At 57.5% G+C, this 26,565-nt stretch carries 21 protein-coding genes and 1 riboswitch; of the genes, 8 read left to right on the top strand and 13 right to left on the bottom strand.

The window, feature by feature from the left end:
• Window positions 1-19 precede the first annotated feature (19 nt).
• From AC3B6F_RS08380 to AC3B6F_RS08370, 3 genes are read left to right on the top strand one after another with little or no spacing between them, the layout of a single operon-like run.
• Window positions 20-634, top strand: a complete 615-nt coding sequence (locus tag AC3B6F_RS08380) for a hypothetical protein (protein ID WP_489823976.1) — start codon at window positions 20-22, stop codon at window positions 632-634.
• Entirely contained in the window at window positions 631-1,755 is a 1,125-nt protein-coding gene (locus AC3B6F_RS08375; RefSeq protein WP_489823975.1) for a sensor histidine kinase, read from the top strand. Before AC3B6F_RS08380 ends, AC3B6F_RS08375 begins: the two co-directional genes overlap by 4 nt.
• Window positions 1,752-2,357, top strand: a complete 606-nt coding sequence (locus AC3B6F_RS08370) for a response regulator transcription factor (RefSeq protein ID WP_010504055.1) — start codon at window positions 1,752-1,754, stop codon at window positions 2,355-2,357. The genes AC3B6F_RS08375 and AC3B6F_RS08370 overlap by 4 nt, the downstream gene beginning before the upstream one ends.
• Before the next feature lie 18 nt (window positions 2,358-2,375).
• On the opposite strand, the gene AC3B6F_RS08365 is transcribed toward AC3B6F_RS08370, so the two are convergent.
• The 4 genes from AC3B6F_RS08365 to rpe form a co-directional block, all read right to left on the bottom strand.
• Entirely contained in the window at window positions 2,376-3,602 is a 1,227-nt protein-coding gene (locus AC3B6F_RS08365; RefSeq protein ID WP_489823974.1) for an SMP-30/gluconolactonase/LRE family protein, read from the bottom strand.
• 118 nt (window positions 3,603-3,720) lie between these two features.
• Window positions 3,721-4,839 carry a glycosyltransferase family 4 protein gene (locus AC3B6F_RS08360; protein ID WP_061931991.1) on the bottom strand — a complete coding sequence of 373 codons (1,119 nt, stop codon included), beginning with the start codon at window positions 4,837-4,839 and terminating at the stop codon, window positions 3,721-3,723.
• Window positions 4,836-6,521, bottom strand: a complete 1,686-nt coding sequence (locus tag AC3B6F_RS08355; RefSeq protein ID WP_489823973.1) for a heparinase II/III family protein — start codon at window positions 6,519-6,521, stop codon at window positions 4,836-4,838. Before AC3B6F_RS08355 ends, AC3B6F_RS08360 begins: the two co-directional genes overlap by 4 nt.
• Complete coding sequence (gene rpe / locus AC3B6F_RS08350) at window positions 6,521-7,195, bottom strand: ribulose-phosphate 3-epimerase (RefSeq protein WP_010504064.1); 675 nt, start codon at window positions 7,193-7,195, stop codon at window positions 6,521-6,523. Before rpe ends, AC3B6F_RS08355 begins: the two co-directional genes overlap by 1 nt.
• A gap of 150 nt (window positions 7,196-7,345) precedes the next feature.
• On the opposite strand from rpe, the gene AC3B6F_RS08345 reads away from it, so the two are divergent.
• Entirely contained in the window at window positions 7,346-8,605 is a 1,260-nt protein-coding gene (locus AC3B6F_RS08345; RefSeq protein WP_489823972.1) for an AGE family epimerase/isomerase, read from the top strand.
• Here the strand turns inward: AC3B6F_RS08345 and AC3B6F_RS08340 are convergent.
• Both AC3B6F_RS08340 and AC3B6F_RS08335 read right to left on the bottom strand, forming a co-directional pair.
• A complete protein-coding gene (locus AC3B6F_RS08340) occupies window positions 8,599-9,192 on the bottom strand; it encodes a YdcF family protein (RefSeq protein ID WP_489823971.1) in 594 nt (197 codons plus the stop codon). The genes AC3B6F_RS08345 and AC3B6F_RS08340 overlap by 7 nt on opposite strands.
• A complete protein-coding gene (locus tag AC3B6F_RS08335) occupies window positions 9,189-10,418 on the bottom strand; it encodes an MFS transporter (protein ID WP_211568160.1) in 1,230 nt (409 codons plus the stop codon). Before AC3B6F_RS08335 ends, AC3B6F_RS08340 begins: the two co-directional genes overlap by 4 nt.
• Before the next feature lie 381 nt (window positions 10,419-10,799).
• Window positions 10,800-10,935: riboswitch (TPP riboswitch) on the top strand.
• Between the two features lie 84 nt (window positions 10,936-11,019).
• Between AC3B6F_RS08335 and AC3B6F_RS08330 the strand changes: the two genes are divergently transcribed.
• From AC3B6F_RS08330 to pnuC, 3 genes are read left to right on the top strand one after another with little or no spacing between them, the layout of a single operon-like run.
• Window positions 11,020-13,395 carry a TonB-dependent receptor gene (locus AC3B6F_RS08330; RefSeq protein ID WP_489823970.1) on the top strand — a complete coding sequence of 792 codons (2,376 nt, stop codon included), beginning with the start codon at window positions 11,020-11,022 and terminating at the stop codon, window positions 13,393-13,395.
• Window positions 13,396-13,399: 4 nt separating this feature from the next.
• Complete coding sequence (locus AC3B6F_RS08325) at window positions 13,400-14,545, top strand: phosphotransferase enzyme family protein (protein ID WP_489823969.1); 1,146 nt, start codon at window positions 13,400-13,402, stop codon at window positions 14,543-14,545.
• The gene (pnuC, locus tag AC3B6F_RS08320) at window positions 14,536-15,111 is read left to right on the top strand and encodes a nicotinamide riboside transporter PnuC (protein ID WP_489823968.1); all 576 of its coding nucleotides are present in this window, start codon (window positions 14,536-14,538) and stop codon (window positions 15,109-15,111) included. The genes AC3B6F_RS08325 and pnuC overlap by 10 nt, the downstream gene beginning before the upstream one ends.
• Here pnuC and AC3B6F_RS08315 read toward each other — a convergent pair.
• The 5 genes from AC3B6F_RS08315 to AC3B6F_RS08295 form a co-directional block, all read right to left on the bottom strand.
• Entirely contained in the window at window positions 15,096-16,235 is a 1,140-nt protein-coding gene (locus AC3B6F_RS08315; protein ID WP_489823967.1) for a pyridoxal phosphate-dependent aminotransferase, read from the bottom strand. The genes pnuC and AC3B6F_RS08315 overlap by 16 nt on opposite strands.
• A gap of 166 nt (window positions 16,236-16,401) precedes the next feature.
• Complete coding sequence (locus AC3B6F_RS08310; protein WP_010504078.1) at window positions 16,402-16,743, bottom strand: hypothetical protein; 342 nt, start codon at window positions 16,741-16,743, stop codon at window positions 16,402-16,404.
• A gap of 12 nt (window positions 16,744-16,755) precedes the next feature.
• A complete protein-coding gene (locus tag AC3B6F_RS08305; protein WP_489823966.1) occupies window positions 16,756-18,210 on the bottom strand; it encodes an efflux transporter outer membrane subunit in 1,455 nt (484 codons plus the stop codon).
• Window positions 18,207-21,383, bottom strand: coding sequence for an efflux RND transporter permease subunit (locus AC3B6F_RS08300; protein ID WP_489823965.1), 3,177 nt, complete (start codon window positions 21,381-21,383; stop codon window positions 18,207-18,209). Before AC3B6F_RS08300 ends, AC3B6F_RS08305 begins: the two co-directional genes overlap by 4 nt.
• A 6-nt stretch (window positions 21,384-21,389) precedes the next feature.
• Window positions 21,390-22,601: an efflux RND transporter periplasmic adaptor subunit gene (locus AC3B6F_RS08295; protein WP_489823964.1), complete on the bottom strand. Its 1,212-nt coding sequence runs from the start codon at window positions 22,599-22,601 to the stop codon at window positions 21,390-21,392.
• 116 nt (window positions 22,602-22,717) lie between these two features.
• On the opposite strand from AC3B6F_RS08295, the gene AC3B6F_RS08290 reads away from it, so the two are divergent.
• Window positions 22,718-23,374 (top strand): TetR/AcrR family transcriptional regulator, encoded by a 657-nt coding sequence (locus tag AC3B6F_RS08290; RefSeq protein WP_489823963.1) that lies wholly within the window; start codon window positions 22,718-22,720, stop codon window positions 23,372-23,374.
• A 9-nt stretch (window positions 23,375-23,383) separates the two neighbouring features.
• On the opposite strand, the gene AC3B6F_RS08285 is transcribed toward AC3B6F_RS08290, so the two are convergent.
• Complete coding sequence (locus tag AC3B6F_RS08285; RefSeq protein ID WP_489823962.1) at window positions 23,384-25,795, bottom strand: tetratricopeptide repeat protein; 2,412 nt, start codon at window positions 25,793-25,795, stop codon at window positions 23,384-23,386.
• Window positions 25,796-25,830: 35 nt separating this feature from the next.
• Window positions 25,831-26,562 (bottom strand): MotE family protein, encoded by a 732-nt coding sequence (locus AC3B6F_RS08280; protein ID WP_062503902.1) that lies wholly within the window; start codon window positions 26,560-26,562, stop codon window positions 25,831-25,833.
• Between the last annotated feature and the right edge of the window lie 3 nt (window positions 26,563-26,565).

Raw genomic sequence — 26,565 nt, 5'->3', positions numbered from 1 at the left:
CAGATGTCATGAGGAGTTCATGACCACCTTCACTGTTCCGAATCATGGCGCATGTCATACTCTTTCCGGAACAATGGAGTCCCTGGTCATGACACGTCAGAAGAACTGGAAAGCCCTTTTCACAGACGCCGCGGGTCTGGCCTTCGCGGCAATCTGGGCCACGCGCGGCGCCACAGCCGCCCATCTTCCAAAACCCATCATGGTAGCGTCGCTTGCCGTTATCAGCCTGATGCTTCTGGCGGGATTTGCCTATCGTGACCTGATCCAGTGCAGACCGGAAGGTGTGAAGGATGCCGCCCTTCTGAGGCGGGTCAAGATCATGCGCATCGTCGCGATTACGGTTATGATTACGGCTGTCCGCTCTGCCCATCACGCCGAACTGCTCTACCCGCTCCTCGGCTGCATCATCGGCCTGTCCTACATCCCGATGGGCCGGGCTATGCAGGAGCCGGTCCATATCATTGTGGGCGGTGTGATTGTCGTTATCTCCGCTCTTTCTTTCCTGCTGCCAGAACCGCTACATCTTGAAGTCGCAGGGTTCGGAACCGCGCTGGCAATCTGGGTTGGGTCTGTCTTGCGTCTGCGCAATTCCGGGACCTTTTCCGTCCCGTCAAGGAACGCTCTGCCCTCATGATGGCACCAGAGACCTTCATTCCTCTTCCCGGCAACAAGGAAGACAACTGGCCGAGCTTCAACAGGTATCGGGTCTCTTATCTCGTCTATCTGCTGATTTATCCCATTCCCTGGCTGATCCATGGATCAGCCACCATTCCGGCCGTCCTGTTCTCTATCGGCGCCCTCGCCGTCTTTTTGCTGCTCTACTTCGCCCCTTACAGGGACGACCGCTACTACGGCCTCCCCGAAATTATTCTGACTGCACTCCTGGGCTTTGCCACGTCCTGGACAGAGGCGGACTGGCTGGTCTTCAACATCTATGCCACGGCCATGTGCGCCTGCTTCCAGCGCCCTCGTCAGGCTATCCTGACGATCCTTGGTCTTCAGGCCGCACTTTTCGGGTTTGTCTGGTTGCAGAACAAATCCATGCTCCATGCGGCCTTCGGCGCATTTTTCAGCATCATCACCTATATCGGCACATGGATGCAGTGGAAGCTCGGCATGCAGAACCTTCAGCTCCGCAAGGCCCAGCACGAAATCCGTACACTGGCCGCTACAGCCGAGCGCGAACGCATTGCGCGGGATATGCACGACCTTCTGGGACATTCCCTGACTGTCATTTCCGTCAAGGCCGAGTTGGCCAACCGCCTGTTTGAAACACAGCCCGACCGTGCCAGACGGGAACTTCAGGATATTACGCAGATTGCCCGAACATCTCTCAAGGATGTTCGGGATGCCGTCACCGGAATGAATGGCGCCTCCCTCCAACATGAACTCGAGCATGCCCGCAAAGCCCTCGAAGCTGCGTCCATCACCCTGACCGTCCATCATGACAACCATCTGGCAGACCACCCGCAAAGCAGCGTTCTCGCCATGGCACTGCGTGAAGCCGTGACGAATGTGATCCGCCATTCGGGCGCCCGACACTGCATCATCAGTTTTGATTGCGATGCCGCTGGCCAGCCCCGTGCCATCCGAATTGAAGATGATGGTGCGCAGCAGTCTGGCAGAGCCCCATTTCCTCCGCAGGAAGGCAACGGCCTTCGCGGCATGAGAACGCGCCTTGCCGCTGCGGGCGGCTCCCTCATGCTCAACCACACCTCCCGTGGTCTTCGACTGACAGCGAGTATCACCCCATGATCCGTCTTATTCTGGCTGAAGATCAGGCTATGCTTCTGGATGCGTTCGAAGCTCTTCTTGGCCTGGAAGAAGACATGCAGATCGTCGGGCGGGCCGCAGACGGGCAACAGGCCCTGCAACTGGCCCAAACCCTGCGTCCGGACGTCATCATCACCGATATCGAAATGCCGCACATGACCGGCATTGAACTGGCCGAGCAGATCCGTGAACAGGGGCTTCCCAGCCGCGTCATGATCGTGACGACCTTTGGTCGGGCGGGTTATCTGCGCCGCGCCCTTCAGGCCGGTGTACGCGGCTACATGCTGAAAGACGCTCCAATCACACAACTGGCGGACGCTATCCGCAAAGTTGCCGCAGGAGGACGAGCCATCGCGTCCGATCTGGCAGAAGCCGTCTGGGATGCGCTGCCCGATCCGCTCTCAGACCGGGAACGGTCCATGCTGCGTCTGGCTGAAGCAGGGCGGACCAACAAGGACATTGCCGAAGAACTGTCCCTGTCGGCGGGAACCGTCCGCAATTATTTCTCGGAAATTGTGCAAAAGCTGGATGCCCGAAACCGGATTGAAGCCGGACGCATCGCAAGGCAGAACGGCTGGCTCTGACACCAGCCGTTTCTCTTTTCAGGACGGCGCAAACCCCTGTACACCAACCTGAAGCACAAATAATGATCCCGCCGCACACATGAAGAGATGATCGCGCTTCGGGCCTCCAAAAGTCAGGTTCGAACAGCCCTGCGGCAACCGGATGCGCCCGATCAGCTTACCAGCCGGATTGAAAACAAACACCCCGCACAGGCCAAGCGGACCGGACGCGCCGCACCACAGATTCCCGAACACATCCACACGAATACCATCCGGGTTCAACTGTGCCCCATTGAGTTTCATATCCGCAAAAATGCGTCCGTTGGACAGGCCGTCATCCTTCACGTCATAGACGTGGATCGCCTGATCTCCCCCAACCTTCTGCCCTGGCCCTTTGGGCGTCGAGACAATGTAGAGCTTTTTGTAATCCGGGGAAAAACACAGGCCATTCGGGTCCAGCAAGTCTTTTTCCTGCAAGACCGCCTGAAGCGTCCCATCGGGCGCAATGCGAAAGACATGGTCACTCTGGCGTTTCGTTCCGCCAATTTCGCCTGTCAGTTCACGGCCAATATTCCAACGGATTTTACCGTCCGGATTGGTCGGTCCACCGGGTTCATCCGCATGTCCCTCCGTGATGTTCGTTCCGTATCCGGGATCGGTAAACCACAGACTTCCATCAGGATGTGGCACAATATCATTGGGGGAGTTCAGCCCCTTCCCCTCGAACTTGTCCGCAAGAACCTTGACGCTCCCGTCATGTTCCCACCGCACCACGCGCCGGAAAAAATCCTCGCAGACCACGAGGCGACCGTCGAAATCAAAGCAGTTGCCATTGGCCGCATAGCCATCAGGACGAAAATCCGTGATCTCTCCTGTTTCCCAGATATAGCGCAGCGCACGAGAGCGAATAACGTCGCTCAGAACCAGAAAGCGCCCTTCGCTGCTCCATGCGGGGCCTTCCAGCCAACCGCCCTGATCCCACACGCGACGGATTGGAGCAGCAAAATACGTCAGATCACGGAAAGACGGATCAATCGCGATAACGTCCGGGTCCGGCAGGTAACCTGGCCCCGCTTTTGGTCCCCAGGCGCGTGGGGGCTGACTGATAACACTCGGTGGCTCGACCGTCCCCGGTATGGTGGCTGCCCTGGCTTTGATCGCCCCCAGACAGGCTAATCCGGCAGCACCAGACAGAATTTGCCTACGTGCCAGGGAAAGAGCAGGTCGGCTTTTATCTTCAGTCTGAACCTTCGTTCCTTCAGACATCGTTCCTAACTCCAGAGAGAACGCCTCTATTCTGAGGCTTTTTCTGAAGAGCGGAAATCAATATTTCGAAAGAACCGAGAAATACCAAAGACTTTTACAAAACGGTGGATGTCGTTTCCTACTGCCCTTCGATTTCGATCAACCGCACGACCCGCTCCATGATCCGCTTTTCACTATAGGACGCGACGGCACGCTGGCGCCCGCGTTCCCCCATCAGGCGAGCCATTGGCAGATCCTGGGTCAGAGACCTCAGAGCCCGAGCGAGTGGCGCAGACAGGCCCGGCGGCACCAGATACCCGGTCTGCCCGTCCACGACCTGCTCCCGCGGGCCACGTACATCCGTCGCAACAACTGGGAGTTCCGTCAGCATCGCCTCAATGACGGACATGGGCAGGCCTTCGAAATGGCTTGGCAATGCGAACACGTCCGCCGCAGCCAGAAGGTCCGGAACGTCTTCCCGATACCCCAGCATACGCAAACGGTGTCCCAGATGCTCTCGGGCTCTTTCAAAAGCCGGGCCTAAATCGTCTCCATGATCGGACGGCAGGCGCTCACCCACGACCCACAACTCGGCTCCCGGCACATCTTCCATGGCCCGTAGAAGCTCCGGGTGGCCTTTATGACGTACCAGACGGGACACCACGATCACGACAGGCCGATCTTCCGGAACACCCAGTTCCTTGCGGATGCGCGCGCGAACCAACGGATCAGCGCGATAACGCTGCGGGTCGCGCCCGTTCCCGATTGCAAGAGGATGACTGTTCAGATGCAGCCGCCGCGCATCCCGCGCCTCTTCCACAGAGACGGTCATGTAAAGCGTGGTAATGCGCCCCGCCGCCCATTCCAGAACAATAGACAGCAGACGCCGTGACAATGACCCCGGCTGATTGAACAGAAAGCCATGGCAGGTATAGGCAATAATCGGAACGCCACAGATCCGTGCGGCAAACCGGGCCAAAATCCCGCTGATTGGCATATGTCCATGCACGACATCGGGCTTTTCCCGCCGGATCAGCCGGACAAGCGCCACAAACGCCCGAAACTGCGCCACTGGGGACAGGGAGCGCGCCATCGGAACCGCGTGAACAACGAACCCATCAGCGCGCACCGGAGCCAGATGAGGCCCCTCTGCACACGCCCCCTGAACGTCATGCCCAGCGTCACGCAGGGCTTTCATCAGCGGAAACAGGAACTGCCTCAGGGAGAAATCAACATTCGTGATTTCGAGAATTTTCATTCAGGGATACGTTCCAAGAGCCACGTTACCGTCTGGGAAACGGTCTGCAACGGCTTGACGGGCGCTGCCTCCGGCTTGGGAGCATCAGGCTTCACGTCGTCTGACTGATCAGCCCTCTCCGTCTGGGGTTTGTCCACAACCGGAACCACCTTTCGAAGCGAGGCAATCACAATCTGCTTCGTCGCTTCCCGTCGGCCACGCGCCAGATAGACGTCATCTTCCAGCAACAGCATCCCGCCCTTCTGGCGGAACCGCCAGATCATGCCCCCGACCTGAAGAATAATGTCCTCATCATCCCGCGTGACACGCACATCCGGATGAATGTGAAAGCGCAGGGCAAAAGGTGTTTCACGCTCGCCTTCGAGCACCTCTTGTCCGCGCAGATCCTCACCTTCCGCTCCCAGATACAGACGCCGCGTCCATTTTACGCCCAGCGGAGGATGATACCCGTCATGGGACAGATCCAGCCAGTGCGCCTCGCCGCTGGTCTGATGCTCGCAGGTAACGTGCGCCGGGCGACGGGTCACATGCCCGTCAGGACCAAAATCCGAAGAAGACAGACCATCCGCGACCAGCACCGTATGAGAGGCGCTGGCCCTTAAAGCCTGCTCCCATGCGCCTGTCTGCGCGCTGCCACAGTTGACGAACAGACGATGTCGCTGGTTCGAGAACTCGAAAGACAATGTCCCTGCATGCGCTGTGCGGTCATATCCGGCAGGAGCAGGGGCACCGTTATCAACAATCAGAAGAGATTTCCCCAATGCCAGCCGGGTGAATTTCCCCTGCGGCATAGCGGGAGCAATCAGCTTCTGCCGAGATCCCTGGGCCAATACATCTTCAACGGCTGCACTGTGATGCTCACGGGAACCATTGAACACGGCCAGGCCACCATCCCCATGACGCATGGCCCGCAAAACCGGACAGACCCGATCCAGCGCCATATCGAGAACCGGAGGCACACTGGAATGGGCCGTACGGAACATGACGGACATTTCCGCCAGTTCGCGGGCTGTCTGGTACTGCGCTTCCGGTGACCGTTCGATCACGGCTCCATCCGGCAGGATCAGACGCTCGATTTCGGACGGCAGATACCGCAGAAACCGCGTCATGAAGCCGGAATGATCCGGCATGGCCAGTGCTGCCGCCAAAAGGCCACGCAGAGCCGTCAGAGCCCGCCAGCCCTGAGGTTCCAGCGGCAGAAGGGCTGCAATAGTCCGCCCTTCCACCAGCATTCGTTCCATCAGCTTCTGCTGAAGTTTCCGATCCGCAGAAGCAAGACAGAACTCATGATTGGCAAGCCAGGACGACAGACGTGCCCCGGTCACACACGCGTCTTTTACCAGTGGATCGGTCGGCGCATGAGACAACCAGTCGGCAACCAGCGCACGCGCTGTCAAACGGGCATCGTCACTGCCAAGGGCACGAAGATCACGCAGCCACGAAAAACTATGCAGCCACTGTTTTGCAGGTTCCGGCCAAGGACCGCGTTCCCACTTGCCACGGGGCAGATCGTAGTCCTGACGATCAAACCGGAAACGACCCGCGACAAGGCGGGCGCCCTGCTCGGCATCCCCTTTCCACGGGTCACGATAAACATATACCGGCCCCTCAAGAGCGGCCCCACCAACAGGCAAACGTGCGAATGAAAGCTTTGCGTCCTTGATCCAGCGACTAATGGGCATCAGGCGCTGTCTTCCTTAAATGGACCTTCAAGCGCGTGAATGGCGGCATCGCGATCCGCTTTTCCGAAGATCGCAGACCCTGCGACCAGCATCGTCGCTCCGGCTTCCACCACCCGCGGCGCGGTCGTCGGGTCAATTCCGCCATCAACAGCCAAAACGATATCCCGCCCACTGTCTTCAATCATGCGGGACAATGTGCGGATTTTTGGAAGCTGGCTTTCAAGGAAGCTCTGACCGCCAAACCCCGGGTTCACGGTCATGACCAGAATGATGTCCACCAGATCAAGAACCTGAGACAGTGCTTCCGGCGGTGTTGCCGGGCAGATCGCGATTCCCGGGCGGCACCCCAGAGCCCGAATGGTCTGGAGCGTCCGATGCACATGGGGGGCATTTTCCACATGAACCGTGATGTGATCCGCACCCGCCTTTGCCGTGGCTTCCAGATATGGGTCCACCGGATCAATCATCAGATGCACGTCGAACTTCGCGTCCGTGTGCTTTCGCAACGCAGCGATAACCGGCGGGCCGAAGGAGATGTTCGGCACGAAATGACCGTCCATCACATCCAGATGCAACCAGGGCGCACGGGAGATGGATGCAATCTCATCTCCGAGACGGGCGAAGTCGGCAGCCAGCAGGCTGGGGGCGACAATGATCGGGGATCGTTCTGTCATGATCTATGTATCGGCAAAGCAAACTCCAGACGCAAGACAGTTCCGTACGTGCCCGCGTGTTCGTGAGCGACAGTCGCTCCGGAACCCGGCGGCGGCTGATGCGTCCTCACTGACACTGTCTGATGATTACAAGCGCAGTGTGGAGTTTTTATGTCCGACCGCCTTTCTCCGATCCTTTTAAGCCGGGACGCCTGGATCCGCCGTCCCTCCCACCGGGCGTGGCTGGAAATGCAGGGGCGCAGACTGCTCGATTTCAGCAAAGAAGGCTGCATCGACGGCGGCTTTGCCGGACTGGATATGGAAGGGCATCTACCAGAAGGCGCCAAAGCGGAAGCTACCCTTACAGCCCGCTGTGTCCATGCCTATTCCACCGCAGAACTTCAGGGCATTCCGGGAAGTGCGCCTCTGGTTGCGCATGGTGTGAACGCGCTCATGACGTCCTTCCGGGATCAGAAACACGGCGGCTGGAACCATTTTGCGGACCGGCCCCATGACCGCAAGCAGGCTTATCTCCATGCTTTCGTTGCGCTGGCCGCCTCGTCTGCCGTTCTGATTGGTGTGGAAGACGCAAACACGCTCCTCAAGGATGCCATTCATCAGATCGAAACACATTTCTGGTCCGAAGACGAAGGCGTCATGCGCGAGAGTTTCGCAGACGACTGGTCAGACGAAGAGAACTACCGCGGCGCCAACAGCAACATGCATTCCACCGAAGCCTTCATGGCGCTGGCGGATGTCACGGGAGACGTGAAGTGGCTGCACCGTGCGCTCCGGATCGTCACGCGCTTCGTTCATGAACTGGCGTCCCAGCAGGGCTTTGCCATGCCCGAGCATTTCAACCGGAACTGGGATCTTCTGCGTAATTACCATGAGGACAAGCCAACGGACGATCTGCGCCCCTATGGCATGACGCCGGGACATTTCGTCGAATGGTCTCATCTGACCGTCAAACTGGAAGCCGCCCTTTTGCGTCGGGGCGAAAAAGCCCCCGGCTGGATGCTCCATGATGCGCAGGCCCTGTTCGAAACCGGCATGAAAACTGGCTGGAACGTCGATGGCCTGCCCGGCATGGTCTATACGATCGACTGGGAACACAAACCTCACGTCCGATCCCGCGTTCACTGGGCACATGCCGAAGCTCTGACAGCCGCGATCAACCTGTACAAGCGCACCGGCAATCCGCATTACGAACACTGGTACAGAACGATCTGGGATTACATTGATACGACCCTGATCGACCGCGATTTCGGAAGCTGGTTCAACGAAGTCAGCCCTGAAGGCGAACCCACCGAACATATCTACAAGGGCAAAGGCGATCTGTATCACGCCTACCAGTCAACACTGGCTCCCATGATGCCTCTGTCACCGTCTCTCGCAACAGCCATCGAGCAGATCGGCGTTCCTTACTGAGGCGTATCTCTGGAAGGCGGCGTTTTTGTGAGGATATACACTGGCAGCGCTACAGCCTCCCGAAACAGATACCAGAGTTCCGGGAGGCGAAACTTCGCAGGATACGCGCCAGAAATGGCTGTCACGCCAGCATGGCGCAACGCCCATTCAGCCCGCATGATATGAAACCATTGCGAAACAACGATTGCGCCATTGGGAGATTCCTCGGCCACATGCAACGCTGTCAGCCAGGTATTATTGCCCCGGGAATCAACAATAATATCTGACGCGGGCACGCCATGCGCTTCCAGCCAGTGCGCCATGATTTCAGCTTCGTCCTGATGGTTTTCAGTCTCGACTGCCCCGCTGACCATCAGTGTCTGCACATGACGGGATTTCCATAGCTCCAACCCGGTCTCAAGCCGATCCCTCAAAGCCGGTTTTGGCACCCCCTGATCGGTCACAGCCGTTCCGAAAATGACAGCCATCTCGGCAGGGTGCACAGAAGCCCGGACGCCGCCCCACGCGACGACGGAACACCACCCGACCAGCACAAGACATATCCCGCACAGAACGGCCAGCGCGACTTTACCTGACAAGCGCTTCAAGACTGCGTCTCACCCTGCTGCCGACGAACATGCATGATATAGAGCAGCGCAACAGCTGCAGCCATAAACCCGGACAGCGCTCCCACGCCCAGCGACCATCTCGGCCCAAAATGGTTCGCCACCCACCCAACAACAGGCGCGCCGAATGGCGATGCCCCGGCAAAGATGGCAAACCGGATCGCCAGCACACGACCGCGCATTGCAGGCTCACTGGAGAGCTGCATGAAGCTGTTGCTGGTCGCTGTAAACGTCAGAGACGACATTCCTGTAACAATAAGCGCCAGCGCAAAGATCCAGTAAGTCGGAGCCAGAGCGGCAAACAGACAGCCCACACCGAAAATCACAGAACCCTTCAGCAGGACATCAAAATCCGCATTCATCCGCCGCGCTGCCAGAAAACCGCCGAGGATTGTTCCGATCGCCATTGCAGAATTCAGAACACCATAACCATGCGCTCCAACGTGAAAAACACTGACAGCCATTGTTGCAATAAAAATCGGGAAATTCAGCCCGAATGCCCCGATGATGAACAGCATCACCAGAATGGTGCGAAGATCTTCCCGCGCCCAGACGTAACGTAAACCGCTTGTCAGGGCATTCCGCTCATTCTTCTTTGCGCGTTCAAAACGGAACAGCTTGTCCCTGCGAATAAACAGGAGCGAAACCATTACGCCGAAAAATGACAGGCCATTGACCATGAACGACCAGCCGGACCCCACTTCCGCAATGCAGAACCCTGCAACAGCCGGCCCTACCATCCGCCCCGCATTGTAGGACATCGAGTTAATGCCAACCGCGTTATAAAGGTCTTCTTCGCCGACAAGCTCTCCAACAAATGTCTGCCGGATCGGACTATCAAACGCTGCAACACACCCGCTGAGAAACGCAAACAGGTCCACCTGCCAAAGTCGGACCGCTCCCGTTACAACCAAAAGCCCTAACCCGACGGCGAGCGTTCCCAACGCAGCTTGCGTGAATAAAAGGAATTTATGCTTTTCCACCCGGTCTGCGACGAGACCCGTCCACAGGATCAGTAACAGTGGCGGCGCAAGCTGAAGGGCCATGACAATACCGATGGCCATAGCATCATGATTTGTGAGTTCGGTCAGAACCAACCAGTCCTGAGTCGTGAGTTGCATCCACGTCCCAATGTTGGAGAACACAGCTCCACAGGCCCAGATACGATAATTGGGGCGTCCCAGAGACCGGAAAGTACCACCGGTCACAGGCGACACTCCAGACTGAAAAAGAGGCAGAGAGACGGACAGACTGGCATTCACCCACTGTCAGGAATCTTCCGTTGGATGTCGAGGGGTATTCCAGCGGATAGCATCTCCAACACGGTTGTGATTCAACCATGACGCGACTTATCCCGATCCTGGAACAAATGTCTGTCTTCCGACAGGCAAAACAATCAATCCTCGAATACTCACAATGACGGACAGCCCCGCTATCCACAGTTTTTAATATGCGGTTTTTGTTTTCCTCTGAAACCCGATGCGCCAGTCCACCAACAAACCCTGCCTCACGCTTTTCTTCCCGAAGCTTTGATACCCTCTCCAGTACGGAAAATATTGACATTGCCCCGCCTCCCATGAATGGAGTGCTGCATCACCTTGGGGTGCCCTGCCATAAGGGCTGAGAGACTGCTGAGGGTGTGTTCCGTTTCGGGGCAGACCGGCGCAGTGACCCATCGAACCTGATCCAGTTCATGCTGGCGGAGGGATGGTGGCTCCTGACAGATCCATAGACTGGATTTTCGGTGTCTCTCGTCGCCCCCGCCCTGCAGGATGGGATCGCCAGTTTTGCAGGCGGGACACGATATTCATGAGCAACCGATTTTCATACAGGCCGCGTCCCGTCCCTGTCGTTCTGCTCGGCCTGACCGTCTGTGCCGGTACGGTGCGCGCGGCTGACACCACAGCCCTCACCCCACCTGCCTCCAGTGCCCCGAAAACCGAGCACATTACCGTTCACCGCATCTCTGACAGCGCGCCCGGACATCAGCCCGGCGGAGGCCTTATCCGCCCGGAAAACAGTGTGCGCTCCATCAGTACGGTCAGCCGCGATTACATGGACAAGCAGCCACCGATGGCGACGGCCTATCAGCTCGCCTCCATGCTACCCGGCGCCAATGTTGCCACCTCCGACCCGTTCGGCTTTTCGCCCAGCACCAACCTGACAGTACGCGGCCTGAACAATGACGCCATCGGCTATGTGCTTGAAGGCACGCCGCTGAACGACGTCGCCTATTATTCCGGCTACCCGAGCCAGTTTGCTGACAGCGAGAACTACAGTCAGGTCGCGCTCGCCCAAGGTTCGGCCGATCTGGATAGCCCGGTTTTGAACGCTGCCGGCGGCCTGATGAGCCTGTCCTTTCTCGATCCGTCACAGAAGGCCGGAGGCTTCGCCAGCGTCTCCTACGGCTCCTTCGACACCAACCGCGAATTCATTCGCCTTGAAACGGGCAACATCGGCAATTCCGGCATTCGTGGCTTTGTGTCTTACTCCCACAGCGCCAGCGACAACTGGCGTGGGCCGGGACGGGACAAACGCCAGCATGTCGATTTCAAATTCCTGAAAGACTGGGGGCAAGGCAATCGTGCCAGTCTCATTGGCTCCTTCAATACAACCATCACCAGCTATTATCCGCAGGTAACGATGGAAAGCTGGAAAGCCGATGGTATCCATGGCGCAAACAATCTCGCTGGCCATTATGACGCGTCCAACGCAGACAATGCCGTCAATTACTGGCGTCTGTGGCGCGCGCCGGAACGCACTTTCTATGCAGGCGCCCCCGTCCATCTGCACCTGACGCACAAACTGTCGCTGGACGTCACACCCTACGCACAATTCGCTTATGGCAACGTTCCCGCTGGCTCCACGTTGGCGGAAACGGGCCTCTATAACGGCACGCAACCTCTAAGTGACACGCTCACGCTACCCAATGCACAGGATGGAACCGCTGTCGTTCGCGCCAACTACACCCAACGCAGCTATCGCTCCGGATTCAACTCCACCCTGCATTACAAAACAGGCTGGAATGATTTCGTGCTCGGCTACTGGTACGATTATGGAGACGACAACGAGCAGCAGCCCTTCACAACCGTTTCTGCAACCGGCGCTTCAGGCGATATTTGGGCAGAAAACAGCAACAGCCTGATCCATCTTGCGAATGGGCAGAAACTGCTGGGCGGCAGCTTCCACACCATTTCCCAGACCAATGCTCTGTATGTGGGCGATCACATCTCACTCCTGCATGATCGCCTGACCATCGAAGCCGGTTTCAAGGCCGTCATGATGAGCCGGTACGGCACGAACAATGTCCCCGGCCCTCAGTATCGTGTGGCGTCAAACAGCATGGAGCCTCTACCGCGTCTTGGCGTCCGCTGGCGCATTGATGAGCAGAACCAGATTTTCTTCAACGCCACGACCAATTTCCGCGCACCGGACCAGACGGCGCTTTACAACACCTACGACCCAACCTCCGGCGCACTCGCGACGACAGGTAGTGCGGATGTCCGCAACGAATATTCCATTTCCGAAGAACTGGGATATCGCCGTACAGGGCAGTGGATCATCGGCAGCTTGACGCTGTTCAACTACAACTTCACCAACCGCCAGATCTCAACACTGGCCTCCCAGAACGGCTCCATCATCCAGACGACCATGAACGCCGGAGGCCAGACCTCTCGTGGTGTGGATGTGGAAATCGGTCTCCGTCCCTGGCACCATTTCAGCCCTTATATTTCTGGCGAGTACTTGCACGCCACCATTGATAACAACATTTCCGCAGGTGGTGACCTTCTGCCGACCAAGGGCAAAATCGCCGTTCGCAGCCCAACACTTCAGGCCGCGGCTGGCATCAGCTACGATGACGGGCATATCTTCGGCGTGGCCACCCTGCATTACACCGGCCACCAATACGCAACATTCATGAATGATGAGCGGATGTCAGACCGAACAACCGGCGATATTTCCGTCGGCTACCGCTTCGGTGATCTGTCTCGCCTGCATAAGCCAACCCTGCGCCTGAACTTCATCAACATTACCAATGAGCGCTCCCTGTCCGGCGTTGCCAGCCCAACCCTGAATGCAAAGGACACAACCGGCATTTACGGCGGCACGATCAGTGGGAGCGCCCCGAGTTATTATATCGGGGGCGGTTTCGCAGCGCTGTTCACAGCGTCCACAGGCTTCTGAAACCGTGAGTTCTCCCGGACAGTTCGGCGTCAAGGGTGTGCAGGCTGAACGGCACTGGCCGCCTCTGACGCTGGAGGAAGCAAGCCGTGTTCTGAAACACTTTGCTCTGGCTTTCGCTCCGGATACTCTTTTATGGCACGGCCAGCGCCCCTTCTCCGCAACTGCGCTCGTGAAGCTGGCGGACGGAACCGTGCTGTTCCTCAAGCGGCATGATCCCCGCTTGCGCGATTACGCCGCCCTCATGGAAGAACACGCGTTCATGGCGCATCTCACTGCGCAGGGTCTGCCGGTACAGGTGCCGGTGAAAGATCGCGCAGGGCGTTCCGTAACGGAAGAAAATAGGTGGATTTACGAAGTCTTTCGCCCGCTTTCTGGCTTGGACCTGTATCGGGACGTTCAGTCTTGGGAGCCGTTTTTCTGCGCTGAACAGGCACACACTGCTGGACGAGCACTCGGCCGCCTCCATCTCGCTTCAAAAGAATATGAGGCTCCTGCGCGCCCAAATGACCGCCTGCTGCTTTCCAGTTTTCAGGCCATTACCCAGCCAGACCTTGAGGCAGGTCTTGCACAATGGGGCAAATCTCAACCCGGACTGAACGCACTCTTTCAATCACCGTCATGGGAACCAGATCTCAAAGTCCTACTCCCATTCCATGACCGTCTCAAACCCCTTCTGTCCCATATAGAACCACTCTGGGGACACGGAGACTGGCACCCCTCGAATCAGTTCTGGACGTCCAGCGATCCCACAGCGGAGATCTGCGGAATTTTTGATTTCGGTATGTCAGACCGAACCTGCGCGGCCTATGACCTCGCCGTTGCCATCGAACGCACGGCCATCACATGGCTTGCTTCAGATTACACAGTGGCGTGGGATCAACTGGCAGCCCTGCTCGCCGGGTATCAGTCCATCCGTCCGCTCTCACCAACCGAGCGCAAACTGGTCGTCGCGTTTCTCCCCTTGGCGCATGTCGAATTCGCACTCTCGGAGGTCTCGTATTACCGCACACTCGTACACGACGAAGCCTCTGCCACAGTGGCCTATTCGGACTATCTGCTCGGTCATGCCCATTGGTTTACAGGGCCAGAGGGCCAAGCGCTTCTGAACTGGCTTGAAGCCACTCTGGAACAGACTGCTTCATGTCCCTAACCGAGCTCCTCGCCGCTCTTCTCAGCGCCGCAGGTGTCTGGCTGACAGCAAAGCGCCAGATGGCCTGCTGGCCAGTCTCACTGATCGCTGCCCTGCTTTATGGTTGGGTTTTCTTCGCAGCACGACTTTACGCGGATGCCGCCCTGCAAGCCGTATTCTGCGGCTGCCTGTTTTACGGCTGGTGGCAGTGGAAAACAGATGGCGCCCAAGGGGATACCGCGCTCCATATCCGCTCGCTTTCTGCCTATACAGCCAGTACGGGTCTGTTGGCGGGTCTTGTCGGCGGCGGCCTCTGGGCGTTCTGCCTCGCCCGATTTACGGACGATCCCACGCCTCTGGCTGATGCCATGCTGAGCAGTTACAGCATCGTGGCGCAGCTCTGGGCAGCCCGACGCCACACCGCAAGCTGGCTGATGTGGATCGTGATCGACACAGCCTATGTGCTACTCTTCCTCACGCGCGGCCTGTATCCAACGGCCGTGCTGTATGCGGTTTTCATCGGGCTCGCTCTACAGGGCTTCCTGCGCTGGCGAGCCGCTGAACAGACGGATCAACGTCTGGGCTGAGCCGCAAACCAAGGCACCATACGGCGCACAGCCTCTTCAATCCGGTCAGTGGAGACCGCAAAACTGAAACGCATAAAACGGTTCCCATTCACCGGATCAAAGTCCACGCCCGGCGCAGTCGCAACGCCTGTTTCCAGCAACAGCCGACGGCAAAAAGCAAGACTGTCATCCGTGAGATGGCTGATATCCGCGTAGATATAAAACGCCCCATCGGGCGGCGCGATATGCGTCAGTCCCATCTCTGGCATAGCCGTCAGCAACAAATCACGGTTACGGCGATAGGTGTCGAGATGCCCTTCCAGTTCGTCGACGCAATCAAACGCCACAAGCCCGGCATGTTGGCTCAGAGCAGAAGGGGTCAGGAACAGATTGCCCATCCGCGCGCGGGCTGCATCAATCCGATCCGTAGGAACCACCAGCCATCCGAGACGCCACGGCGCCATGCTGAAATATTTGGAGAAGCTGTTCACCACCATGGCAGATGGCTCGTACTCCAAAACCGAATGAGCCGGATCGCCATAGCTCAGGCCGTGATAGATCTCGTCTGACACCACGCGGATACCACGATCATGGCAGACCTTCAGAATAGCCCTGAGTTCTTCGTCCCCAAGAATGGTGCCCGTCGGATTGGCCGGACTGGCAATAATGAGACCATCCGGGGCGGGTTCAATCGCGGCTACAGCATCAGCCGTAAGCTGAAAACGCTCGGCCTCTCCGCACTCGATCTCGACGGCCTCCATGTGAAGCGCCCGCAGAGTGTTGCGGTACGCAACATACCCTGGACGGGCGAGCGCCACCCTCTGCCCCGGCACGAAACTACTCGTCAGCGCCAGAACCAGAGCAGGCGAAGCACCACATGTCAGGATGACCTGATCCGCCTGAACCGTCGCGCCATACATGTCTTGATAATGGCGCGCGACCCTTTCCTTCAGAGGCTGACTTTCCCAGTAGCCCATTGGATCAGTGGCGAGGATATGCTGCGCCCGCTCAATGGCTTTCTGTGGTGCCCCTGTCGAAGGCTGGCCGAATTCCATGTGAATGATGCTGCGCCCTTCGGCGGCCAGTTTGTGCGCCAGGCTGCTGATGGCAATGGCATGAAACTGGTCAATATCAGGAACGGTCATCGGAAGCTCAAGAAAAACGCCAGCTTTGCCAGCAGGAAACAGGAAAAATGCATGATGGCCTGAACGCTGCACACAGGCAAACCCACTACAAACACAAACGGCGGGAAGCAGGCTTCACGCCCATTTCCCGCCGCCGATCAAATACGAATGAACGAACAGCCCAGCCTCAGTTGGAGGCTGTATCGTCTTCCGGCAGAGGCTGAACATGCGTGACCTTGCCGTAGCGATCATAATAGATCACCGCATTGCCACGACGTTCCGCATACCCATCCGGCTGACCATCACGAGTCCGGAAAAGCAGACGGAACGCATCCGGCTGCTCAATGACCTTGTCCCCTGGTGGCCGATACGTGAAACGGCTGAAATCGGCGTGACTCCGGGGAAGAGAGGAGTTGCGATACAACTCGTGCATGTCCGGCTTCTTCGGCCCGTCTCCATCCGCATCCTGCGCGACAGCGGTGCCCGTCAGGGCGAGAACCGCCAGTGTGGAAGTCAGGATCCTGCGCATGATGCTCTCCGGTCAGTGCGTTGCGGCGGGCACTGTAGGCGAAACCGTCTTCTGGCTCCACCCACCACCGAGAGCACGATACAATGTGACAAGATTCTGGAATCGTGCAGCCTGAACCACAATAGCGTTCTGCTGAGCCTGATAGAGCGTACGCTGCTGCTCAAGCGTTGTCAGATAACTGTCAATTCCGGCGTCGTACCGCATCTTGGCCAGATCATAGGCTTTCTGCGACTGATCAACCAGTTCCCGCATATGCCGTTCCTGCGCCGTATAAGTCTCCCGTGCCGTAAGCGCATCCGACACTTCCCGGAAGGCTGTCTGCACGGTCTTCTCATACTGCGCGGCATACTGGAGCTTCTGCCCCTTCGCCATCATCAAATTTCCCTCACTCTGCCCCCAGGTAAAGATTGGCAGACTGATAGACGGAGACACCGACCATGTCTCGGCGCCCGGCGTAAACAGCTTACGGAACTGAAGGGAACTTGTCCCCTCAGACGCCGTCAGCGTCACCTTCGGGAAAAACTCTGCCCGTGCCGCACCGATACTCGCATTGGCGCCGATCAGAGTGTGCTCCGCCGCGACAATATCAGGCCGCTGCGCCAGAAGATCCGACGGTAGCCCTTCCGGTAGATCACTAATCATCGTCTGGGCACCAAAAGGTGCTGGTGGCGGGAGATCAGCCGGCAACGGCACGCCAACCAGAACCTGAAGGGCATGTTCGTCATCCGCTACGGCACGCAGGTACTGCGCCTCATACGCCGAAGCCTGCTCGACCTGCGTCTTGACCTGCGCCAGCGTCAGGGCATCCGTCTCGCCATTGTCATACGAGAGCTGCGTCAGCCGCAGCGTATCCCGCTGTGACTTCAGCGTGTCGCGTGTGACACGAAGCTGTTCACGATCCGCTAGCCACTGAATGTAGGTCGTACCGATTTGCGAGACCGTCGTAATCAGAACGTTCCGTGCACCCTCGACACTGTTCAGAACCGTCTCAGCCTGCTGCTTCGTCAGATTACGAATACGCCCCCAGAGATCCACTTCGTAAGACGAGAAGCCAATGGACGTCTGGTACAACCGCAGGGTTGAAACGCTGGTCCCAAGGCCAGGAGCAAACGAAAAGCCCGCTGTATCGGACGGCGCCATGAACATCCCCTGCCCCCCAGCAGAAATAATGGGGAACAGGGAGGCATTCTGGATTTCATATTGCCCACGAGCCACCCTGATGGCCGCTGCCTGAGCGGCCAGATCCCGGTTGTTCCTCAGCCCCAACTGAACCAGAACTTTCAGACGAGGGTCCGTGAAGAAATCTTCCCATCCCAAATTGTAGGACTTGGCCACCGAAGCGACGTTTCTGGACCCTGTATCCTGCGGGTAGGCATTCTGCACCGCCTGTGTCGGCTGATGATATCGAGGTGCCATATTGCACCCCGACAGCATCAGCAGCGCGGCAAATCCAAGACGGGCCTTCATGCGCCGTGCTCCCCTTCAACAGCCGGTTGGGACTGTTCATTCAGATGATCATACGGGTCCTTCCGGTCCTTGATGCGGGTCACCCGGAAGAGACGCAGAACAACGACGAAGAACACAGGCACAAAATAGATCGCCAGCAACGTCGCAGACAGCATACCGCCGACCACACAGGTTCCGATTGCCACACGCGCGGCAGAGCCCGCGCCCGTCGCGATTGCCAGCGGGAACACACCACACACGAAGGCAATGGACGTCATCAGGATCGGGCGCAAACGTTCCTTGCCCGCTTCCAGAACGGACTCTTCAAGGGACTGCCCCTGCTCGAAGAAGGCTTTCGCGAACTCCACGATCAGGATCGCATTCTTCACCGAAAGACCGACAGTCGTCAGCAGACCCACCTGGAAGTAAACGTCATTGGAAAGACCACGCCCCAGCGTTGCAGCAATTGCCCCCAACACACCCAGCGGCAGCACAAGCAGCACCGCAAACGGAATGGCCCAGCTTTCATAGAGTGCTGCAAGGCAGAACAGAATGACGATCGCAGCCAATGCATAGAGAGGCGCCGTCGCACCGCTGGACGCAAGCTGCTCGTAGGACAGACCTGTCCACTCATACCCAATGCCACGCGGCAGCTTGGCAAGGATCTTTTCCATTTCTGCCATGGCCTGCCCGGAACTGGACCCCACAGCCGGCTGTCCCTGGATTTCGTAAGAGTTCATGCCGTTGTAGTCTTCAACCTTCTGCGGCCCACTCTCCCACGTTCCGGATGCAAACGCATTGAACGGAACCATCGTGCCGGTCGCATTGCGGACATACCAGCGGTTCAGATCTTCAGGCGTCATACGGGCCCAGGGCTCACCCTGAATGTAAACCTGCTTTACACGGTCATCCCGCATGAACTGGTTGACGTAAATTGACCCCAGAGCGCCTTCCAGCGTCGTGTTGATGTCAGCATTGGTCAGACCAAGGGCATTCGCACGCTCACGGTTGATGTCCAGCTTGAACTGCGGGGCATCTTCCATACCAAGCGGACGCACAGCCTGAAGAAGCGGATTCTTGGCAGCTTCCATCAGAACCTGATTGCGCGCTGCCAGCAGAGCCGCATGACCCAGATGTCCCGTGTCTTCCAGTTCCAGATCGAAACCCGTCGCATTACCCAGTTCCATTACGGCAGGCGGATTCACAGCAAAGATCTGTGCATCCGGATCCATCCAGAAATGCATCATGATCTCACGGGACACCGTCATCGTCGTATGGGCAGAACCCGGACGCTGATCCCATGGCTTCATACGAATGAAGAACGCACCCGCAGACTGTCCCTGCCCGGCGAAACTGAAGCCGTTCATGGCAAAGACGGACTGAACGTAGTCGCCATAATGCTTGAGAACGTAGTCTGTGATCTTCTGGTTGACAGCAGCGGTCTGGGCCTGTGTGGCATTGTTCCGCATAGTCACCTGACCGAAGATGATGCCCTGATCCTCATCCGGAAGGAAGCCACCCGGAACGCGCAGGAACAGGAACACCACACCCGCCGTCAGCAGCGCAAAAATGAGCATGCTGACGACCGGAACCCGGATCAGCCATTTTACGCCGCCCAGATATCCATTGGTCAGACGATCAAACGTGCGGTTGAACCAGGCAATGGGGCCCTTCTCATGGCCCGTATGCGTCGGCTTGAGCATGGAACCGCACAGGGCAGGCGTCATGACCATGGCCACCAGAACGGACAACCACATGGCGGCAACAATGGTGATGGAGAACTGGCGGTAAATTACGCCCGTCGATCCGCCAAAAGCAGCCATTGGGAGGAACACCGCGGTCAGAACCAGCACGATACCGATCAGCGCGCCAGAAATTTCGTCCATGGACTGACGGGCAGCTTCCTTGGGAGAAAGCCCCTGATCCGTCATCACACGTTCGACGTTTTCAACCACGACAATGGCATCGTCCACCAGCAGACCAACAGCCAGAACCATGGCCAGCATGGTCAGAGTGTTGATGCTGTATCCCAGCACAGACAGCAGCCCGAACGTCCCAAGAAGAACAACCGGAACGGCAATCGTTGGGATCAGCGTTGCACGGAAGTTCTGCAGGAAGATCAGCATCACGAAGAACACGAGCACAATGGCTTCCACCAGAGTCTCGATCACTTCCTTGATGGACAACGTAATGAACGGCTCGGTATCCAGCGGATAAACCAGCTTCAGCCCACCCGGGAAGTACCGCTGCAAATCGGCCATTTTGGCGCGCACTGCGGCTTCCGTGTTAAGCTGGTTGGCACCCGGAGCAAGCTTCAGAGCCATGGCTGCAGCCGGATGTCCGTTATAAACAGACCCCAGCGCATAACTCTGTGCCCCCAGTTCAACACGCGCCACATCTTTCAGGCGGACCTGGCTGCCATCCTGCTGAACCTTGAGCAGGATCTTCTCGAACTCTTCCGGGGAACTCAGACGCGTCGGGCCAATAACCGTTGCATCAAGACCAATTCCTTGCTTGGCCGGAAGGCCACCCAGTTCACCAGACGAAACCTGAATGTTCTGTGCCTGAATGGCAGACTGAACATCTCCCACCGTCAGGCCGTAATTATAAAGCTTGGACGGGTCGAGCCAGACACGCATGGCATATTCGGAACCGAACAGCGTGTGATCACCCACACCCGAAACGCGCGACAGCGGATCAGAAATATTGGAGGCCACGTAGTCCGAAATATCCTGCCCGGACATGCTGCCGTCTTCGGAAATAAAGGCCAGAACCATCATGAAGTTCTTGGTGGCCTTCGTGACACTCAGCCCCTGAGCCGTCACTTCCGACGGCAGACGCGGCTGTGCCAACTGCAGCTTGTTCTGAACCTGGACCTGAGCAATGTCCGGATTGGTTCCCTGTTCAAAGGTCAGGTCGATTTCCATCTGCCCACTCGCATAAGACGAGGCGGACAGATATTCGAGATGATCCAAACCATACATCTGCTGCAGGATCGGGCGCACAACCGTGTTGTTCACCGTCTCGGCAGATGCGCCGGGATACATGACGGAAATAGCGATCTGTGGCGGCGCGATGCTCGGATACTGAGCAATAGGCATACGAGTGATAGCAACGCCACCCACCAGCATGATGATCAGCCCGATGACCCAGGCAAAGATCGGCCGATCAATGAAAAAGCGTGAAAGCGTCATGGGAGATTACCCGGCCTTTCCAGCAGGAGCAGGCGCTTCCTGAGGTGCCACCTTGGCACCCGGCTGAACCTTCTGAAGACCATTCACGATCACCCGGTCTCCTGCCTTGACGCCATCCGTCACAAGCCAGTCTGTCCCGATCGTGCGGCTCGTCTGAATGGCGCGCTGCTGCACCTTGTTGTCAGCATCGACAATCATGACATACGGCTCCCCCTTGGAGTTCCGCTGAACGGCCACCTGCGGAACAAGCAGACCGTTCGGATCAATGCCTTCCCGAACATGGGCATGGACGAACATACCCGGCAGGAGCAGATGGTCCGGATTGGGGAAAACAGCTCGCATGACAAGAGTCCCTGTAGCCGGATCAACCGTCACTTCCGACAACTGCAGCTTGCCGCGCTGAGGATATTCGGAGTTGTCCTCAAGCTTCAGGCCAACAGCCGCCGCATCATCCCCCTTACGCTCAACCTGACCGGTCGCCAGTTCATGCTTCAGGCGCAACATGTCCGCCGCCGCAAGATTGACGTCCACGTAAATTGGATCAAGCCGCGTTACGACAGCAATCGGTTGTGTCTGACCCGCCGTCAGCAGGGCGCCAGGCGTGTAAAGCGTACGGCCAATACGTCCATCAATCGGCGCACGAACATGGGTGTAATTCAGATTGACGGCAGCCGCCTCAACATTGGCTTTTGCCTGTGCAACCTGCGCTTCGGCTTCACGGGCCGTAGCCAGCGTATTGTCATAGTCCTGCGAACTGACAGCATGCGCCTTGACCAGCGGCCCATAACGACGCAACTGACCTGTCGCACGGCTTGCAGCAGCCTGTGCATTCAAAAGCTGTGCTTTGGCCTGATCGTAAGCCGCCTGGTAGGGGGCGATATAGACCTGAAAGAGCTGTTGTCCTGCCTTGACGTCTGCACCCTGCTCAAAGTCACGCGAAACGATCACACCATTAACCTGTGGTCGGATCTGAGCCTGCTCATAGGCTTCAGTACGACCCGGCAGGGATGTTTCCAGCGTGACAGGCTGGGCCTGTAACGTAAGAACGCCAACAGATTGCGGCGGCATCTGGGGCGGAGCCTGCTTTTTGTGACAGCCCGCCAGCACGAGCGGTGCAACGAACAAAGGCAACAGCACGCCAGACTTCAGCCACCGATGCTGGTCTTTCTCCGAGACGGCTGCTGAGGACATCAAAAAAGTTTTCTGAAAAGAAGGCATGATACAGCCGCTATCCTGTGATACAGAAACCACGCAGTTTCCAGTTGAACTGGAAACTAGCCGGTTTCTTTGATGAACGTCAATTCGGTTTGACCGAATAATACCCGGAGTTGATCTTGAGCAGTTCTGACGCCCTGTCCGATGCCCGCAAGCTGCGCTGCTGCGACCACACCGGCACCCTGGACGACGTAGAGCGCAGAACCCGCATCCTGAATGCTGCCAGTTCAATGCTGTCAACATACGGATACCATGCCGCCTCAATGGATAGCATTGCCGCGTGTTCCGGCATGTCCAAGAAAACGCTGTATCAGTTTTTCGAGTCGAAAAAATCCCTGTTCGAAACGCTGATCATTGAACGGCTTTTCGCCCCTATTCCTTATGCACCCGTCGAAACAGATCCACTCTCCACCCAGCTTCAAGGCATGATGCTGCTAATTGCAGAACAGCTTCTGGATGAAGAACGTCTCAGCCTGCTCAAGTCCCTCGTCACGGAGACCACACGCAACCCTGCCATCCGGCAGATCGTAGCAGACTTGTTCCACCTGTCAGGCCGCGCCCTCCCCGTCCAGGACTGGCTGACCAAACAGGTGGCTACGGGCACTCTCGACATTGACGACGTCGAGGAAGCCGCGGACCTGCTATTCAGCATGACACTCGGTGGCCCCCTTCTTGCCCATCTGACGCATTGCAAACCCCCCAAAGAGGGTGAAAATCTCTCTCACTTCATCGAATATGGCGTTCAGACGTTCCTGAAAGCTCATACTGTCAAATAGGCGAAATCTTTAGCCACCTGCTGGCACAGACGAATCTTTGCCTTCTGTTAGCAGCTGGAACATTGCAGCCGACGGCTGGCCGCTCATTCTGGCGGAAAACTGCTTTGCCAGACTGGAAAGCATTGCGCTGTCATGGGCCCGGGACGCATCCGCCCCAACTCTCAACACAAGCTGGCTCTGCTCCGATGTCAAAGGATTTGCCGTCTCGTTTTGACCTGACAACAAGGGCTGAAGCAGGTTTTTCAGCGCCTTAACTGCTCCATTCCAATCTTTTTGCTGTTCCAGAACACTCGCCTGCATTTCAAGAGCCTCCGGTTCCGAACGGTTTTTCAAATATCCCAAAGCCCTTTGCGGATCATGCTGCGCCAAGGCAATTTTTGCCCGAAGAAGCACGATCTCCGACGACTCAACATGTCCACCAGGCAAGACGTTAATACTTGCAGGCTCCTCCGGTGGAAGAGCCTGCAGAGCAGCATCCAGAGCGCCCGTTTCAAGGTTCAGACGCGCAATCTGAAGCTTCGTCTTTTGCGCGTCATCCCCTTCTTGAAGCTGCGCTAGCGCCTGAAGCGTATCCCGCTGCGCCAAAGGCAGGCCCAAAACAGCATATCGGTCAGAAAGCGCTTTCAGAAAATTAAGCTGGATCCTGCTCTGCCCTGTCGCTGCAAGCATTGCTTTCTTCAGGAGGTCGGCTTCTGCCAATGCGGTGTCTGGCTTGTCAGGAGCATAAGAAGCCATTCCCTCAGCCACCAAAGAAAGCCGCTCCGCTCCAGGAAACTGCTCTGTTCCATAGAGTTGCTGACCATCCTGAACGGCTTGCAACGCTTTCGGCCATTCTCCCGCTTTTGCAAACGCATCTACGGTTAACAATCTCGCTTCCGGCTCTCGTCCCGCCATTCGGAAGGCCGGCATCAGTGCATCAAGACGCGCACCGACAACGCCGGGCGGTATCTGACCCGTCTCTAGCCCAAGCCTTAACGCAGCTTCCCGTGCGACCGGCCAGATCATGGGCGACGATGAACCTGCCAGAATTTCCAGTTTTTTCGAGGCACCCGGATCACGGTCCTGCGCAGCCAGCAATGCATGGGCCAGAGCCGTGTCCGAATTTTCTGGCATTTTTCGAACAACCGCACGATCTGTCTCATCGCCGTACCGCACGACCCACTCAGCAGCAAAGGGCACCAGACGATGCCGCAAGGGTTGCGCATAGGACGTGATGGAAGGCAGCCCTGACGCGATCAGTTTTGCCGCCTGTCCCCGCTCAGAACCCGAAACAGAGTTTTCTTTTTCCGAAGACAATGTTTGAACCATCCCACGCCAGAACTGGTCTTCCGGCGTGGAGCCTTCTTCCTCATCTCGCAAATCTGACGAAGGGCGGTGATTCAAAACTGCCGCAATCTGCTGCAACCGTTTTACATCAGAGCGGGCAACACCTTCAGGCTGATCTTCCAGAGCCGTTTGAAGAACCTGAGCAAGTTCAGGCCCATTTCCCAGACGTGCCAGTTCCTGAGCCAGGCGAATCCTCGCGTCGAACCTCTGCCCGGCAATCGCCATCGCCGCTGATATCCATGCATGATACGCTGCAGAGTGAAGCGCTTCCGGAGAGGTCTCCCCCAGCCGAACGCCCGCCATTGAGGCACCATAGGTGGCCATCTTCCCCTGAGACAAAAGGGGCAGACTGCCCGGCCCTATCCGATCCAGAAAGAATTTTCCTGATGATTGCCGCAATTCCAACACGTCAGAATCGGCCGCAATGACAACACCCATCAGGCTTGGGCGCACTTCAAATCCGTCCCCTCTCCTGGCCATCGACTCCGAAACCACACCTGACTGAGCCAGACCGAGCAAAAGACGACGCCCTGAATCAGGGTCCTGGACCGTAAGCACCTGCATGGCATCACTTGCCTGCGGAGGCGTAAAAGTCAGCGCCTGACCTTCCTGCCCAAGCTTCATTGCGCTGTTGGGCCGGGAAGGCGCGAGCGACACTGTCCACCCTCCCGCAACTGGCTTGAGGTCCAGTGCAGCATCTACAGGGCAACTGATACGCACCACTGTGCTGTTGCCCAAAATCTGGCTTTGCACGGTTCCAAAGGGAGCAATCCCACCTAGAGCAGCTGTGTCGAGAGGGTGGCGCCCCACCGCCACAAGAACAAAACTCCCCCCTCTCCGAAACGCTGCAACCGGCGTCCGCTCGCCCAGAGGCAACCACAGTCCTGTCGCGTCCGAGGCAGATGACACGGCGGAGGCAGGTCCAACGTCGATGCCCTTCACGCCTTCCCCTTTCAGGGCAGCGTCTTTCTCTTTCACTGCCCTGGGGGATAAAAGAGGGGACGGATCATTCAGAAACGACCATCCCTGCGGAAGAACAGGCCCCTTGGCGGACGATACCGATGGTCCCGCAAACGCTGTTGCAGTGAAAGTCATCAGCAGCATTGCCAAAGCAGAAATCCGCCATCCGGTCATCCGTTGATACCGCGCGAGCCAGCATGCGCATGAATATTGGCCAGTAGTTGCGTCGCAAGAATGGCCCGTTGTGGCGACATGGCTTCCATGATTGCAGAAGCCTTGCGGGAACTCATGCGGTTCAGAAGACCTACGCCCACCCTGAGATCCAGAATATTGAAAATAACAGCCGCATCAGCAGGCTTCATGGCTTCGTAAATCTTGACGAGCCGATCCGTATCCTGATTGAGAAGTTCATCGGAATGACGTTCACTGTCTTCAATCTGGGACCGTGACGCCTGCAAGGCCGTCATCCGGCGCTGAAGTTCTTCTTCCCCCGCATCAACGAGACGCTGCCTCTCATCCAACGCCTTGGACCGCCGGTCCAGTTCCTGCTGCCGCTCATTCAGATCGGCTTTCAAAGCCGGGTCAACGGTTTCTGCTGCCACCACTCCCGAAGGTGCCTGAGGTGCGCCTTGACAGCCGCCCGCCTTGCATAGATCGGCAGTAGCAGGGACCGGCGACGCTGCGGAAGATGCGGGTTTTTTCTCCATGGGAGCGGCCGCATCGGCCTTATGTGTAGACGCTTCAGCAGAAGCCGGTGTCACAGACGGTTGAGCAACAGCAGAAGCAACCAGAGACGAGCCCGCAGGGACTTCGGCACCTACATATTCAACCAGATCGTAAACCTTGACGCCCAGAAGAACGATCATCAAACCACATGTGATGTGAAGAAGACGGAAAAACATCAG

The organism is Gluconobacter sp. ESL1110, from assembly GCF_058107395.1.
The sequence above is the reverse complement of the archived record's forward strand: the minus strand, read 5'-3'. Positions and strand labels throughout refer to the sequence as shown.